The organism is Furfurilactobacillus cerevisiae (assembly GCF_048961765.1).
Taxonomy (GTDB): domain Bacteria; phylum Bacillota; class Bacilli; order Lactobacillales; family Lactobacillaceae; genus Furfurilactobacillus; species Furfurilactobacillus milii_A.
Map to the genome: position 1 here is coordinate 2041505 of NZ_CP185253.1, position 16101 is coordinate 2057605.

Genomic DNA, 16101 nt, shown 5'->3' on the forward strand with positions numbered 1-16101 from the left:
TGTGTCGTTTTTGCGTCACGCTAGAGCCAAGATTCAAAGTAAGCACTTTGACAACTATCTATGCTCGCGCATGTGGTGCAGCCAACTGTGGCCGTTCGCCATTTCGAGCCTGAACCCAGTCATCGTTGTCCCACTCTTCTGTAGCACGGCGACCACCAAAGTAATCCCATTCGGAATTACGCTCAACTTCAACAATCTTGTTGCCACCAGCAACTGTTACCCAATTATACGACCCATTCTCATGAGCAAATTTGACCCACAAAACTGGGAACTGGTGCTCCTCACCATTAGCGTCCACATAGGACCGTTGTTGATTTTCCACAACCAGCAAGGACAGACCGCGCGCAAAATCTGGATCTGTGTCGGTCCAAACATCTTCGGCCAACTTCTCTGCTTCCTGGGTGCCCGGCAACGGCTGATCAGGTGCCTGTGTATAGTTGTGGTAACTTTGTAAGTCCTGACCATCGTTTGCGTAGATAGTGGTTACCTGTGCACCATGTAATAAAAACGTTGGCTGCTCTTGATAGCGCTCAATTGTGATTGGTTCGCCGTTACGTTCATGCGATTCAGTTGAAATCAAAGTATAGTCGTCTGGAATCCATAAGTAACGTGATTTGTGATCCTTTAATTGAACAAATGCCATGTTGATTTCCTCCCATTCATAAACCGGTATTGTTGATTAAATTGCGTGCTATTTCGTCCGTTGAATAATGTCCGTCTTTGTTCGTTTGATGACAAACAGCAAAACCAGCCAACCGCCGACAACGAAGACTGACACAATTGTTAACGCATTAAATAACATCACAATAACAACAAATGCCAAAAAGCCCAGTACAAAATAGTCACTTACAGGTGTTAAGGGCGTCAAAAACGTCCCGTCACCGACACCTACCTTCTGCCGGTATCGTAAATGAGCCACAATAATCATGACCCAAACAAACAAGAAACAAGTAGTCGACATCGTTGCTAAAATCGTAAAGATTTGGTTTGGAATGATGCCATTTAAAATCAACGCAATCATGATAATACCTGCTGAAAACGTCAGCGCGTTGCCAGGCACCTGCGTCTTAGATAAACGGCCCAGCTTAGCAATTCCTCGACCATGATAGCGATTCGTCAAGGTATAAAGCATCCGGCCAGTCGAAAATAGCGCACTGTTACAAGCCGATGTTGCCGCAGTGATAACCACAAAATTAATAATGCTGGCAGCGGCCGGTATTCTAGCAGCGGCAAATACTTGAACAAACGGACTTTGGTTCGCATTAGCCACCGTCCACGGAATGATCGTCATGATAATGAATAGTGCACCGACGTAAAACAAAATGATTCTTACTGGCAGTTCATTGATTGCCTTGGGGAGAATCTTCCGAGGGTCTTTCGTTTCGGCAGCGGTGAGACCGATTAATTCAATGCCGGCAAAACTGAAGACGACCATTGGCAACGCGGTCACAAAGCCACGCCAGCCGTTTGGCATCAGCCCACCATGACTGACCAGATTCTGCAAACCAACGACCCCGTTAGCCGTTTTGACATGCATGACAATCATGACCGTACCAATGATAATCAATAGAATGATGGCCGCCACCTTAATCAACGCAAACCAAAATTCCGTTTCACCGAACAACCGAACTGTGATTAGGTTCAGCCCCAGCAAAACCAGTAGCAATACGAGCCCTGGTAACCATTGAGGCAGCGAAGGCCACCAGAATCGAAAGTAAAGCCCAACAGCAGTCAGTTCGACCATCGCCGTCACTAGCCAACATAGCCAGTATGTCCACCCAGCAATAAAGCCAGCCGTCTCTCCTAAATACTGGCGAATAAAATCGACAAATGAATTAAATCGTTCATCAGAAAGAAGCACTTCGCCTAGCGCACGCATGATGATAAACGTGACTACCCCCGTTAACATATAACTCAGGAGAATTGACGGTCCCGCCAAGTGGATGGCACGGCCAGATCCTAAGAACAGGCCAGTGCCGATGGTGCCACCAATTGCAATCAACTGAATTTGGCGATTGCGCAGATTACGCGCCAGTTGTTGTTGTGCCATACAGATGCCCCCTTACTGTGAGCCTGCCGACCACGGTGCCCGTTGGAACAAAGCTAATGCTGCCGGTCCGTCTAAATGCTGCGTTTGATAAATAAACGCATCGTCTTGCAATCGATTATATAAATCTAAGTCCGTCTCACGCAGATGAATCATATCTGTGACATTAATCTCAAACGGTGAAAAAGACCCATCATCATTAATGATTGTCAGAAAAATGCTATGGTGACCGACAGCCGCCAGCATCGCGGAAATATTATTCTGCAGTCCCTTCAGGAATTGCTGCTCAGCAGGGGCCACGTCATCGTCAATTACAACGCCGGCGAGCTGATGCTGATATTGCGCCGCGACGTCATCTGTTAACGTGTCATGTTCCACGAGCTGCTTCATTCGTTCATGGTAGATTGCAAATTTAATCCGAATTTTTGGACAAATTGGTCAGCATAACCTGATACGGTGTTTTCCAGTCAAGTATTTTAAGCGGTCTCTGGTTAATTTGGAGTAACGTCGTCGTTAAATCTTGAGCACTAATGTGCTCAAAACGAGTCCCCTTAGGATAAAAATAACGTAAATTCCGATTAAAGCGTTCATTACTACCACGTTCAGCTGGCGTATAAGCATGACAGTAATAGGTCTTAATACCATATTGTGATTCAAATGATACTAGCCCACTAAACTCAGTACCACGGTCCACAGTAAAACTGTGCACCGGTCCATTAAAAGTTGTTAGGAACTTAGTCAGTGCTTCATTAACACTCGCTGTCGTTCGGTCCTTTAACCGATATGCCCAAAGGGAACCGTGATTTGCGATCGATTAAAGTTAATAAAACTGCCTTACTATGCCCACGAGGGCCAACGACGGTATCTAGTTCAAAATCACCGATGCGATTACGTTGATTAATCATCATGGGACGCTGTTCAATCGATCGCCCCAAAGATTGATTATATTTGGATCGTTGGTCAACGTTACGCCGTTGGCGTACGCCATGTTCAGGTAGATCATTCAAGGAGAAACCAATTCTCCCCTGATTTAGCCAATTATAAATAGATTTAGTCGCTAGTTTAAATTCGTGAGCAATCATTCCTGGTGACCAGCTTAGATGTAAATGGTTGAGAATTGTTTGCTTTAACTCATCGCTCAGCTTAGTTTTCCGACCACATCGTGATCGCTTGTATTCGGCATCTGTTTGTGCTAATTCAGCCTGATAAGGTTGACATCGAGATAATTCATAAGAAATTGTTGACGGTGATCGGTTCAGCCGAACGCCCATTTGGATATTGGACAGCCCTAGTTCACAAAAGGTTTCGATTTTAATTCGTTCGGAATAGGTTATACTAGACAAAAGATCAGCTCCTAAAAGATGGGTTTGTTGTAAACACCATTTTAAAGGAAGCTGATCTTTTTTGTCCGAACAGCGTTCGGATTAATTTTACAATCTACTTCATACATCATCATAAGTTGATTAAGTGCCGAACTTGGCATAATTGTCACCTTCTTGTCCCTTTGTCAGTCTCACTGAACCTGCTTAAATATCAGATTCACTATGTAGCCTACGCATTTTCAAAAATGACAGCCATCAATGATAACTACATTTTCAATGCAAACATTAATTTCTTTATTTCAATTGGTAAGTTCGATTGATTTAATTTAGTTCACGTCACTAATCACCAAAACCGCTGTTTTTCGAATATGTTTGCTTGGCAAAATTAGCTTTTACGTTTGACTGATGAATACACAAAAAGACCTGCTACATGTTAGTAACAGGTCTGGTTGACTTCTTAACTGTTCAATTAATGCCGCTTCCGAATGTCAATATCGACATCCCCACAACGTTTACGGTGACAGCAATTGTGACACTAAGCTTTAGCGCCGGGTTCGCTGGCAATGATTTGTACATCACCTTTAACGGTCCATTCTTTGATGCCAAATGGAATAATGAAGTGCATTCCCTTAACCAGGGTATATGGCTGCTCACCGGGGACAATCAGTTCACCACGGCCATCAAGTACAGATGCCAAGGTATAAGGCGCCTTGCCGCGACTAAAGTGGGCTTCCCCACCGTTTGTCCGCCATTCATAAACCGCAAAGAATTCAGAGGCAACAAACTTTGTGATTGTGGCCTTGCCTACTGTTGTTTTTGTAATATCAAGCTTTGGATCAACATGCGGTACCGTGGTCACATCGATACTTTGTTGCTTGTGTAATGGTCGTTTGCGACCCTTAGCGTCCGTCCGATCCCAATCGTAAACACGGTATGTTGTGTCCGAACTTTGCTGTGTTTCAAGCACCATGATCCCAGCGCCAAGCGCATGGATCGTGCCACTAGGAACATAGAAGAAATCGCCGGCCTTCACTGGTACCGTGCGAAACAACTTGTCCCACTGGTCATTATTGATCCAGTCAGCGAGTTGTTCACGAGTTTGTGCATGGTGCCCGTAATAAAGTTTGGCACCTGGTTCTGCGGCAATCACGTACCAACACTCAGTTTTACCAAGTTCATGCTCATGTTCTTCCGCGTAAGCGTCGTCTGGGTGAACTTGCACTGACAGATCCTCGTGCGCATCCAAAATTTTTGTCAATAATGGGAACACATCACCCTTAGCGTTGCCAAACACTTCGCGATGCTGAGCCCAAATCGTGTCCAATGATTCACCTTTGAATTCACCATTTACAACCGTTGCGGGACCATGTGGATGAGCGGAAATGGCCCACGCTTCACCGGTGTGGTCCGTTGGAATATCATAGTTAAAGCGATCGTGAAGACCAGTGCCACCCCAAATTTTTTCATGGAACACTGGAATCATAAACATTGGTTCAGTCATCAAACGCACCCCTAATTGTAATTAATTTGGATTTAACCCACAGTTGGGCTTATACACTTCTTTCAGTTTAGCACAGTATGTCGGTCGTTATTTTAACCACCAGCAACTTCGTCTAAAAAGGTCCGGTATAGCGACGGTCGCCACTCAATAAAGCGGTGATTTTTTTGGCTTGGATGCACTCGATTTGTCAATAACACTAGCCCCTGTTTCGTAACCCGATCCAAAATGATGATGGTGCCAGTAAATCCCGTGTGAAAACTGACCAAATGTGTGTTATCCGAACTCGCTAATAAATTCCACCCTAATGAACGGCCTAAGTCGTGCGATGGTGTTTGATCTGTCCGCAACAAGTCACGCGTCTTGGCAGTCAAAACGTCGTCACGATCACTTAAAAACCACTGGGCAAAAGTTGTCATATCAGCTAATGATGCAAACAACCCAGCAGATCCGCAATGCTTACCTAAAATAGCGGCTTTCGGATCATGAACACGTCCGCGAATCAGCCCCTGTTGAGTCAATTCGGTTGGCACACTGTTTGACGGATCCGGTGTAAATGTCGCCGCACTCATTTTCAGCGGTTTCAAAACGTGTTCCTCAATAATCTGTTGCACTGGTTGATGATAAACGGCTTCCAACACATACCCGATAAAAATCAGACCAATATCGGTATAATGGTCGCGCTGTTCAAACGTGTCACCAACTGGTAGCTGTAGCAACGCTCGTTTAAGCTGATCAGCTGGCAACTCATTGCGATGCGGAATGTATCCCGCAATCGCCGATATATGTGTCAGCAGATCTCGTAACGAAACGCGGTTATCATGCCATTCAGGAACGAACTGGGCCAATTTATCATCGACACTAAGCTGACCTTGCTCAACTAATTGTAATAATGCCGTCGTGGTACCAACTACCTTAGTCAACGAGGCCAAATCGTACAGTATCCCCGGTTTTAACGGTTCATGTTCAGGCCACCACTGGGCATCACCCTTCACCTTTTGGCACACTTCTGAGCCATCGATCAACGCGTAACTGACCCCGGGTACAATCTGATCATCCAGCAAGTCCTGAATTACACGTTGTGTTTGTTTATAATCACGCATTTACTGTCACCTTTTTCAATAAAAGGCGCTGTCGTCAACTACTTCAGTGAACAACAACGCCTAGCACTCAATTTAAAGAACAATCCTCATAAACTGAAAATCCTGAATAGATCATGATGTTTAGCATCCGTTACACTGACCGGAAACGCCGTTCCATGGGACCGGGTTCAACCCGCACAAAACGCGGTTTTCACCCTTGATTATGAGCCGTCAAACCACGTCTCATAAGTCATCCCGCAACACTAAGCGGCCAAATTCTCGCCGCCAAGTGTTGCCGACACAGAACTCTGTTTCCAGTCAGCTCCACTACTACAAGAGTTAAAATTCTACAAATTTTCATTTACATATTTTGCACGTAAACCCGTCACTTTGTTAGCTGGAGGGCGTCAACATTGATACCGAGCCGTGAAAGTTGTGTTAATTCAAATGGCTCTCTCGAATTTACACAACGGACTGTCGTGAAGACTCGGCTTTTCACGAGGCTTTACGGCGAGGTGAAAGACCGTGAACTGCGGGATCGAACCGGTCCCACGGCGAGTGTATCAATGTTGACAACCGTAAGCGTAATGCACGCTCATTAAAGTAATGGCGCGCCTAATTATTGAGGTTACGAATACTGTCTATTCTTCTGCACCCTGCGCATGATTGCGACGTGCCGAAGGATCAAATAACTTTTGTAGCCAACCCAACACTGCGTCGGAAACAATGGCCATTAAGGCGGTTGGTAACGCGCCCGCTAAAATGATTGCACCACCATTTGTGGCATTCGTGCCCCTGATAATGATATCACCAAGACCACCAGCGCCAACAAACGAACCAATGGCAGTAATCCCGATTGCCAACACTAAAGCGTTTCGAATGCCTGCCATAATAACAGACAATGAAAGCGGCAGTTCAATGTAACGTAGCACTTCAAGACGGGTCATTCCCATCCCTTTGCCGGCATCCAGAACATCTGGATTAACGTTTAACATCCCGGTATACGTGTTTTTGATAATTGGCAATAACGCATACAGAAACACCGTCACGATAACGGTATTTACGCCAAGACCAAGGCCAAGCATCAACACCGACAGCATTGCCAGTGACGGAATTGTTTGAATAACATTGGCAATTCCGATTACCCAGCCACTCAAATGACGGTTGCGGGCAATCAAGATGCCAATCGGAATGCCAACGATTGCAGCAAACAACACACCATAAATCGAAATAAGGAAGTGTCGGTTAAACTGACTCAAAACATATAAGCCATTATGCTGAAAATAATACAGTAATTGTTGCCATATATTTAGCTGACTCATATTACCGACCCCCTTCAAAATAATTATGTTGATGCAAGTAACGTTGGGCAACCGTCGCAGGTTCCTCAAGATTATTATCCACTTCGTAATTCAACTTCTGCATCGTGTTCAAACTAATTTTGCCGCTCAGTTTACGCAGTGTCTTTTTCAGTTGAGGATACTTCTTCAAGGCAGCATCGTTGGCCACAACGCTACAGTTATAGGGCGGGAAGAAATTCTTATTGTCCTTTAAAACCTTTAAGTTATAACTCTTAATTCGCCCATCTGTAGAATAGCCTAGCACAGCATCCATCCGGCCTTGTGACAGTGCTTCATAAACCAAACCAATCTGCATGGGATACAAATCGCCAAACGAGAACCCATAAGTCCGTTTGAAATCGGCGTAACCGTCGCCATGACGATTCTCCCAAATCGGATCGATCCCCACTTTCATCTGACTAGCGTGTGACTTTAGGTCGCTAACTGTATTCACATGATTCTTTTTGGCATAATCTTTCGTCACCATCCACGCATAAGTATCCGCAAATCCATAGCTCGGGAAGTACGTCATGTGATAATGCTTTTTAAAGTATTGGTGAACGTAAGCATCCGTTTGGGCCTGCGTGCGAGAGCGGTCAATCTTTTTACCCATGATCGACTCTAAATCCGTTCCCGTATAACGCACCGCAGATAAATCCGCGTCATTACGCTTTTGCGCGTTGAAGGTAACATTACCTGAACCTAAATTGGAAACGATCGTTGCTTTATAATTCGTGTCATGCTCAATCAGATCCTTTAACATTTCTGCCATGATCTGTGATTCCGTCGTCGACATGGAAGCAATCCGAACGGTTCCTGTTGACGAGTTGTTGAGACCAGGAAAACCACAGCCACTCAAAAGCATCACACCGGCTAGTGCAACAATGACCAATGACCAAACTTTTCGTTGTAAATGTCGCATTAGCTTTGACCCCCTTCATCGCCGATAACCCGCGGTGTCAGAGCCTTTTCTAGCAGACCCAACAAATAATCCACAACTAGCGCCAAAATAATAACGGGAATTGAACCACCAAGAATCAGGTCACCCCGGTACAAGTTCAAACCGTTGAAGATAAAGTCCCCAAGGCCGCCTGCACCGATATAGGAAGCTAACGTTGCCCATGCAATGACGTAAGTGCCTGACAAACGGACACCGGCCATAATCACCGGTGCTGCCAGCGGTAACTCAACCATTCGAATGGACTCAAGTTCGCTCATGCCCATCCCCTTAGCGGCGTCTAAGACGCTGGGATTCACATCTTCTAATCCTAAGTACGTATTTCTTAAAATCGGTAACAACGAATAGATAAATAACGCAATAATAGCTGGTTTAGCGCCAATACCAAACAGTGGAATCATCAATGCTAGTAGGGCCATCGCTGGGACCGTTTGTAAGACACTGGCTAACCCAATAACAATCCCGGCAATCTTTTTAAATCGTGTCAACAAAACGCCAAGCGGAATCGCCACGATTACGCCAAGAAACAAGGAAATTCCTGAAATATACAGGTGCTGCCACGTTTTGAAGATTAATTGGCCACCAAAATTTTGTAGGAAGGTGATCATCATTAATCACCCACCTTTGTCTCATCAGATGTTGCTGTACTAGCAGATTCCGCACTGGCTTGCTGGCTTTGAGAAGACTCAGCTGTTTGACTCGTGGCACTTTCAGCGCTCGGTTGAGTCATCCCCGTCGTCTCCTGATCATCATTGCCTGTACTATCCAACTTATCATCGACAAACAATGCGTCATACACGATGTCCACCAACGCGGCACGCGTCACGATACCGACCAGCTTGCCATCGTCGTCCACAACAGGCACGTTTTTGTAACCGTGCTTCAAGATACGATCCACGGTATCACGAATGACCGCATTCTCATTTACATAGAAAATGCGTTCGTTAAAAATATCCCCCAACTGTTTGGTTGGTGAGTAGTTGTCGTTTAGGGTCTCAATATCAACGAAGCCGCGCAAATGATTCTCTTTATCCGTCACCAGTAGCGTATCAACTCGCCGATCGTGCATTAGCTTCAATGCCTGCACCAAAGTGGCCGATGAAACCATCGCAACCGGTGTTTTTAACATCACCTGGCCAACAGTGGTGATACTTGGCTTAGCCTGAATAAGGCGTTCACGGCCAATCAGCTCTTCAACGAAGTCGTTAGCCGGGTGTCGTAAAATTTCTTCCGGCGTAGCCACCTGAACCATTTTCCCGTGGGACATCACCACAATGCGTGTTGCCAACTTTAAGGCTTCATCCATGTCATGAGTGACGAACACAAAGGTCTTGCCAGACTGTTGCTGCAAATTTTTCACGAGGTCTTGCAACATTTCACGGGTCACGGGGTCCAGTGCACTAAAGGCTTCATCCATCAGGATAATATCCTGATCCGCGGCCAGTGCACGGGCCACACCGATTCTTTGTTGCTGACCACCGGACAATTCAGCCGGATAACGGTCTAGGAAACTGTCTGGCAGTTCAACCATCTCAATCATTTCTTTAGCGCGTTGATTACGTTTGTCCTCAGGCCATTTCAAGAGGCGGGGCACCAACGTAATGTTGTCACGAATCGTCATGTGTGGCAGCAAACCAATATTTTGGATTACATAGCCAATCCGACGCCGCAATTGGACCGGATTCATTTTAGAAATATCCTGTCCCTCAATTTGAATCGTACCGGACGTTTGGTTTAACATTCGGTTAATCATTCTCATAGTCGTTGTTTTGCCGGATCCAGAAGTCCCGATAAAACAGATAAACTCGCCTTTTTCAATTTCCAAGTTAAAATCTTCAACGGCGACCTTATTACCGGAGTATGTCTTGTTTAAGTGGCTCATCGATAAGAACACGGTTATTCACCCTTTTTCTCTAGTTTTACAAATTTACTTGCCTAAATTCATTAATTAATTGATGTTACTTACCACCCTAACGTGTTCAGCGTGTAAAATGCAAGAAAAGAGGAAGGATTGGTCAGTTTGTCTCAACAAGAACTTCGTCAACATCTGGACGGCATTCAACGACGCTTGGTCATTGCTGCAGTTTTAGCCTTAGGGTTGTTGGTTGTCCGAATGTTTATTATCAACACGTTTATTATCATTGCCTTCTGGGCATGTGCTATCTATGTGCTAGTTTTATTTGGCCTGTGGCTGTGGTTAGAATGGCAATTGTTGTTTCACCACTAATCCGGCTTATTGAAAATAAACGAATATGCTAAAATTAGTTTAATCATTCACAATGATGAGTATCTTTTGTTGCAAACGGAGGAAGTTAACATGGCAAAACACGTAACGTTAGCAGATGTTGCCAAACGTGTCGGGATGGCACCGTCAACGGTTTCTCGCGCCCTGAGGGATAGTCCCCGCGTGACACCTGCCACACGGGCACGAATTCATCAAATTGCAGAAGACATGAACTTTCAGCCAAATACGTTGGCGCAAAGTATTCGTAATCAACAAACGGACACGATCGGTATCATTGTCAGTAATATTCTTAATCCCTACTTCACGGAGCTTCTTCGCGGTATCGGCGACGAATTGGCCCTGTCTGGTAAACGCATGGTGTTGTTTAATACAGATGAACAAGCTGCAAAAGAAACGCGTTTTTTGAATGCGCTAACCGGTCAGATGGTTGACGGTTTAATTATTGCCAGTACTGGTGGGATTGATAACTACGATAAGCTAACGCAAACCACACCCACTGTTTTCGTGGACCGAGTGCCCAATGCAGATAGCATTCATCACTATGATGCTGTGTTAACAGATAATCCGGCCGCCGCTCGTGATCTGACTCAGCGCTTGATTGACGCCGGTGGCAAACGGATTGGTTTTATTGGTAGTCAGGTCGCGTTTTCAGCAATCGAGCGTCTCAATGGTTACCAACAAGCGCTCACGGATAATGGTTTGCCAGCCAAACGTAACCTCACCCGTCAAACGGACTATACGCCTGCTGCCACGGCTAAAGCGCTCAACGAACTCCTACAACAGGAAAAAATCGATAGCCTGATAGTTGCTGACAGTGTTATCCTCAGCCAAGTCATGAAATTGCTCAAGCAACAGGGAAAACTTGCTACTTTTAAGTTGGGCACATTTGACTACCTCAGTTGGTTTGATTACCTCGATGTGGATCTGGTTGCCGTCCAACAGTCGACGTATGCCATTGGTCACGCCGCTGTAACAACTTTGCTCAACCGAATTGCGACACCGACTGCGCCAATTACGACCCAACGGTTACCAGTCACGTTACACCAAAACTTTTAGTGTTCGATTGTTGAAGTTGGTCTCGGACTGGAACCATCATTAACGGGCCAAGGAAAAGGCAAGCCACAAATGGTGGTCAGTATCCATTTGTAGAAATGCAATTAACCTTAAACGCAGATTCGGATCATCGCTAATTAAATAGATTCTGTAGCAAGTAAAAGCACGCGTTCCCTCACTAAAAAGTGAGGAGAACGCGTGCTTTTTGCATACAACAAAAATTTGATTCCGGGAAAATATTGCTTAACTATTTAACACTTTCGCTAACGTTGACGATGGCTTTGTTGACTTTGTGATCAAACTTGCCACCAAGAAAATCAGCAACTTGGTCAAACGTTAATTCATCTGAAATTAATGATTCAACTAATTCCTGATGACCTGCCAAAAATGCCAGTGAATCTTCAAAAGCGTATGGGTTGATGAAGGAACCTTTAATTGTCAGTTCTTTTTGGAAAATGTCATAAGAGTTCAGTGCGAAAGTTTGATCTGGGTTAGCAACCCCAAACATCAAGACCTGACCACCCTTACCTGCAGCGTCAACCGCGGCAGCTTGAGTCGCAGGTGCGCCAACAACTTCAACGACCACGTCATAACCAGAAGGAACAGTTTCGGTGCCGTTGTTATAAACGTTCTCAGCACCCAAACGTTTCATCAGGTCACGTTTTTGATCATTGTGACCACTAACGTCAACATGCGTCACACCCAATGACTTAATCATCGCTGTAAACAGTTGGGCGATAAAACCATCACCAATAATTAACACATGTTGGGCAGGATCTAAATCCAGTAATTTCACCCCATGCACAGCACAACTAACTGGTTCGGTTAAAGCAGCCGCTTTAAAAGACAGTTCATCAGGAATTGGGTAAACGACAGATTCTGGGGCAGTAACAAACTCCGCAAGTCCACCATTCCGTGTTACACCAACGGCTGACAAGTTCTCACACAATTGAGGACGGCCTTCACGACAGTAACGACAATGACCACAGTAAATGTTGGGGTCAATTGTCACCCGATCGCCAACTTTAATTGTCGTGACGTCAGCACCAACTTCGACCACTTGACCTGAATTCTCATGACCTAAAACGATTGGTGGCGTTGCTTGAGCTGAACCTGGGAGCCCTTGGTAAAGATGCGTATCCGTGCCACAGATGCCCGCATATTTCATTTGGATTTTTACTTCATTGGCTGGAACCTTGGGTGCGTCGATATCACGCACGTTCATATCTTTTAAGCCTTCAAGAACAAGTGCCTTCATTTCATAAACCCCGTTTCTGATTTGTATGTGAATTTCATAACATTCGTTATTGTAAAAATTCTCCGGTCATGAAACAACCCACTTTTAAAGCAAATTAGGCCAAATTGACCCCAGTTGTCAGCCTTGCCTAGGCAGTATCTTCACCTGTTTCGGGCCTGTTACTTCAATGTTTTGCTCACCTTCATTGCGTTTAAAACAAACGTTTGTCTCTATCGTTTTTAACTTGACTACATGAAAACGATTAACCATTTTCATAATGATTTTTCGCCTTTCAAAGACAAACGTTTGTCTCGGTGCTTTGACCGTTCTTCGGCTTTCACAGCTGCCTAATTGATTTCCTTTACCCCCTTTAAAAGCCCATCACAACGGGAGTATAACAATCAACATGGTTAGTGATTAAGTTAACAATATCCTCAAATAAAGATTGTTCTCCTTTCTGTGTGTGGCTATGATTAGACATTGTAATCGCTTACAAGTTTTAAATTAATCATTCACATTTTTATTTCAACTACATTTACTGAGTATCAGAAAGGAAGCATCACTATGTTATTAGGTAGCGTTGAAGCAGGCGGTACTAAATTTGTTTGTGCCGTTGGTGACGAAAATTACCGAACGAAGGATATTGTTAGTTTCCCCACAACCACGCCGGCGGAAACCCTCCAAAAGACGATTGACTACTTTCGTCAATTCGATATTAAAGCACTATCGGTGGCCTCATTTGGTCCAATTGAACTACGCCGTAACGATCCCAAGTACGGTTACATCACCAATACACCTAAGCCTAATTGGGCAGATACAGACTTCATTGGCACATTAAAAAAAGCCTTTGACATTCCCATGTTTTGGACAACTGACGTCAATGGTTCAGCTTATGGTGAGTATGTTATGTCGACGCTAACCAATGAACGAATCAACTCGTTGGTTTACTACACCATTGGTACTGGTGTTGGCGCTGGCGCCATTATTGATGGCGACTTTCTTGGTGAAATGGGCCATCCAGAAATGGGCCATGTGCGTCTCAAACGTCACCCTGATGACCTCGATTTCAAAGGTATTTGCCCATTTCACGGCGACTGTCTTGAAGGTTTAGTCGCTGGGCCAACGTTTGAAGCTCGGACTGGCAAACCTGGCAAGGAAGTCCCATTAACTGACCATGTCTGGGACATCATGGCATATTACGTTGCCCAAGCAGCATTGCAGGTCACGCTAATTATGAGACCCGGCAAAATCATTTTTGGTGGCGGCGTGGTCAGCGAGACATTTTTAAAGAAAGTTCGCCAACAGTTCAGTGAACTTCTGAACGACTACGTTAATGTTGGTAATCTTGACGATTACATCGCCATGCCTGCCATTAAACATAACGGCTCAGCGACACTGGGTAACTTTGCATTAGCATTGCGAGAACTACAAGCATAACGCGTTTCTTTGGTCCTATATTAAGTGAGGAGTTTTCAACATGACGACACAATCAAACAATGGCCGTACCATTTCCATGGGATCTGCAATCGGCCTTTTCATTCTTTCATTGGTAATTAACTCGGCGGGAAATGTCTTAACCTTGGTCACGTCGTCAAAGATTCACCCATCTTTTCTTGGTTCCGCGTATTGGACGGCTGCTGAGGCGAATTTAGGGACTGCCATTCACTGGAATCTATTCTGGGCATTCCTTATCTTTGGAATGTTGACCACTGTCTTAAACGCCATTTTAGTGGGCAAATGGGAATGGCGTCGGGCTCTCGGCAACTTGATTTTTATGGTGCCCTTCTCAGCCTTGATTCAACTATTTGCGGATTTCTTTAACGGTGTTTATCCACAATTATTTGCTGGCCTCCCGCAGGCCCATGGCATTTGGATGATTAGCTTTTAGTAGATTGTAAAATTAATCCGAACGCTGTTCGGACAAAAAAGATCAGCTTCCTTTAAAATGGTGTTTACAACAAACCCATCTTTTAGGAGCTGATCTTTTGTCTAGTATAACCTATTCCGAACGAATTAAAATCGAAACCTTTTGTGAACTAGGGCTGTCCAATATCCAAATGGGCGTTCGGCTGAACCGATCACCGTCAACAATTTCTTATGAATTATCTCGATGTCAACCTTATCAGGCTGAATTAGCACAAACAGATGCCGAATACAAGCGATCACGATGTGGTCGGAAAACTAAGCTGAGCGATGAGTTAAAGCAAACAATTCTCAACCATTTACATCTAAGCTGGTCACCAGGAATGATTGCTCACGAATTTAAACTAGCGACTAAATCTATTTATAATTGGCTAAATCAGGGGAGAATTGGTTTCTCCTTGAATGATCTACCTGAACATGGCGTACGCCAACGGCGTAACGTTGACCAACGATCCAAATATAATCAATCTTTGGGGCGATCGATTGAACAGCGTCCCATGATGATTAATCAACGTAATCGCATCGGTGATTTTGAACTAGATACCGTCGTTGGCCCTCGTGGGCATAGTAAGGCAGTTTTATTAACTTTAATCGATCGCAAATCACGGTTCCTTTGGGCATATCGGTTAAAGGACCGAACGACAGCGAGTGTTAATGAAGCACTGACTAAGTTCCTAACAACTTTTAATGGACCGGTGCACAGTTTTACTGTGGACCGTGGTACTGAGTTTAGTGGGCTAGTATCATTTGAATCACAATATGGTATTAAGACCTATTACTGTCATGCTTATACGCCAGCTGAACGTGGTAGTAATGAACGCTTTAATCGGAATTTACGTTATTTTTATCCTAAGGGGACTCGTTTTGAGCACATTAGTGCTCAAGATTTAACGACGACGTTACTCCAAATTAACCAGAGACCGCTTAAAATACTTGACTGGAAAACACCGTATCAGGTTATGCTGACCAATTTGTCCAAAAATTCGGATTAAATTTGCAATCTACCTTTTACGTCATTTTAAATTTTCTTGGCGTTGCACTCATCGCTATCGCAATTTCAATTTACCAACGCGTCAACCTCGTTTTGCATCCAGCAGATGATTTAATGCAGATTCTTCGTTTCAAATATTGTCGTGGTAACGCCAACCTAGCAATGTGGGCTTCTTACATTCCACCGACCATCATGGCCATCATTGCGTTTGCCATCACCCGCGACTTCACTAATTTTGGGATTGGCACCCTGTTTGCCTTCGTCTTCCAAGGCGGCATCACGGGAATTGCGGACCGTGTTGTGTTCCCTAACTTAAAGCATCAAGCCCTGGATGTTGGCCATGCAGAAAACGCCACACCATCCCCGAAACAAACGAATGCTTAATCAAAAGTCACTCAAACTTGA

General features: G+C 44.6%; 14 protein-coding genes and 3 pseudogenes. 6 read left to right on the forward strand and 11 right to left on the reverse strand.

Annotated features, from left to right (window positions below; translation table 11 throughout):
• Window positions 1–58 precede the first annotated feature (58 nt).
• The 10 genes and pseudogenes from ABUE36_RS09940 to ABUE36_RS09985 form a co-directional block, all read right to left on the reverse strand.
• The gene (locus tag ABUE36_RS09940) at window positions 59–643 is read right to left on the reverse strand and encodes a hypothetical protein (RefSeq protein ID WP_161004245.1); all 585 of its coding nucleotides are present in this window, start codon (window positions 641–643) and stop codon (window positions 59–61) included.
• 48 nt (window positions 644–691) lie between these two features.
• Window positions 692–2050: an amino acid permease gene (locus ABUE36_RS09945; RefSeq protein ID WP_421016668.1), complete on the reverse strand. Its 1359-nt coding sequence runs from the start codon at window positions 2048–2050 to the stop codon at window positions 692–694.
• Between the two features lie 12 nt (window positions 2051–2062).
• Window positions 2063–2437 carry a hypothetical protein gene (locus ABUE36_RS09950; protein ID WP_421016669.1) on the reverse strand — a complete coding sequence of 125 codons (375 nt, stop codon included), beginning with the start codon at window positions 2435–2437 and terminating at the stop codon, window positions 2063–2065.
• Between the two features lie 22 nt (window positions 2438–2459).
• A pseudogene (locus tag ABUE36_RS09955) lies at window positions 2460–3390 on the reverse strand (IS30-like element ISLpl1 family transposase).
• A 514-nt stretch (window positions 3391–3904) separates the two neighbouring features.
• Window positions 3905–4870 (reverse strand): mannose-6-phosphate isomerase, class I, encoded by a 966-nt coding sequence (gene manA, locus ABUE36_RS09960; RefSeq protein ID WP_161002457.1) that lies wholly within the window; start codon window positions 4868–4870, stop codon window positions 3905–3907.
• A gap of 92 nt (window positions 4871–4962) precedes the next feature.
• The gene (locus ABUE36_RS09965; RefSeq protein WP_421016670.1) at window positions 4963–5970 is read right to left on the reverse strand and encodes a serine hydrolase domain-containing protein; all 1008 of its coding nucleotides are present in this window, start codon (window positions 5968–5970) and stop codon (window positions 4963–4965) included.
• Between the two features lie 620 nt (window positions 5971–6590).
• Window positions 6591–7271: an ABC transporter permease gene (locus tag ABUE36_RS09970; protein ID WP_161002455.1), complete on the reverse strand. Its 681-nt coding sequence runs from the start codon at window positions 7269–7271 to the stop codon at window positions 6591–6593.
• 1 nt (window position 7272) lies between these two features.
• The gene (locus ABUE36_RS09975; RefSeq protein WP_161002454.1) at window positions 7273–8211 is read right to left on the reverse strand and encodes an osmoprotectant ABC transporter substrate-binding protein; all 939 of its coding nucleotides are present in this window, start codon (window positions 8209–8211) and stop codon (window positions 7273–7275) included.
• Window positions 8211–8855 carry an ABC transporter permease gene (locus ABUE36_RS09980; protein ID WP_161002460.1) on the reverse strand — a complete coding sequence of 215 codons (645 nt, stop codon included), beginning with the start codon at window positions 8853–8855 and terminating at the stop codon, window positions 8211–8213. Before ABUE36_RS09980 ends, ABUE36_RS09975 begins: the two co-directional genes overlap by 1 nt.
• A gap of 2 nt (window positions 8856–8857) precedes the next feature.
• Window positions 8858–10129 (reverse strand): betaine/proline/choline family ABC transporter ATP-binding protein, encoded by a 1272-nt coding sequence (locus tag ABUE36_RS09985; RefSeq protein ID WP_162855692.1) that lies wholly within the window; start codon window positions 10127–10129, stop codon window positions 8858–8860.
• 138 nt (window positions 10130–10267) lie between these two features.
• Here ABUE36_RS09985 and ABUE36_RS09990 point away from each other — a divergent pair, with 138 nt between their 5' ends.
• Together ABUE36_RS09990 and ABUE36_RS09995 are read left to right on the forward strand one after the other, a co-directional pair.
• Window positions 10268–10474 (forward strand): hypothetical protein, encoded by a 207-nt coding sequence (locus tag ABUE36_RS09990; RefSeq protein ID WP_421016671.1) that lies wholly within the window; start codon window positions 10268–10270, stop codon window positions 10472–10474.
• A 90-nt stretch (window positions 10475–10564) separates the two neighbouring features.
• Window positions 10565–11548, forward strand: coding sequence for a LacI family DNA-binding transcriptional regulator (locus tag ABUE36_RS09995; RefSeq protein ID WP_161002451.1), 984 nt, complete (start codon window positions 10565–10567; stop codon window positions 11546–11548).
• A 244-nt stretch (window positions 11549–11792) separates the two neighbouring features.
• On the opposite strand, the gene ABUE36_RS10000 is transcribed toward ABUE36_RS09995, so the two are convergent.
• A complete protein-coding gene (locus tag ABUE36_RS10000; protein ID WP_161002450.1) occupies window positions 11793–12803 on the reverse strand; it encodes a zinc-dependent alcohol dehydrogenase family protein in 1011 nt (336 codons plus the stop codon).
• 543 nt (window positions 12804–13346) lie between these two features.
• On the opposite strand from ABUE36_RS10000, the gene scrK reads away from it, so the two are divergent.
• The 4 genes and pseudogenes from scrK to ABUE36_RS10020 form a co-directional block, all read left to right on the forward strand.
• Window positions 13347–14219, forward strand: a complete 873-nt coding sequence (gene scrK / locus ABUE36_RS10005; protein ID WP_421016672.1) for a fructokinase ScrK — start codon at window positions 13347–13349, stop codon at window positions 14217–14219.
• Window positions 14220–14259: 40 nt separating this feature from the next.
• Window positions 14260–14661, forward strand: a pseudogene (locus tag ABUE36_RS10010) (fructose permease); the annotation flags it as partial.
• Between the two features lie 106 nt (window positions 14662–14767).
• The gene (locus ABUE36_RS10015) at window positions 14768–15697 is read left to right on the forward strand and encodes an IS30-like element ISLpl1 family transposase (protein WP_096109805.1); all 930 of its coding nucleotides are present in this window, start codon (window positions 14768–14770) and stop codon (window positions 15695–15697) included.
• Window positions 15698–15711: 14 nt separating this feature from the next.
• A pseudogene (locus tag ABUE36_RS10020) lies at window positions 15712–16080 on the forward strand (fructose permease); the annotation flags it as partial.
• Window positions 16081–16101 lie beyond the last annotated feature (21 nt).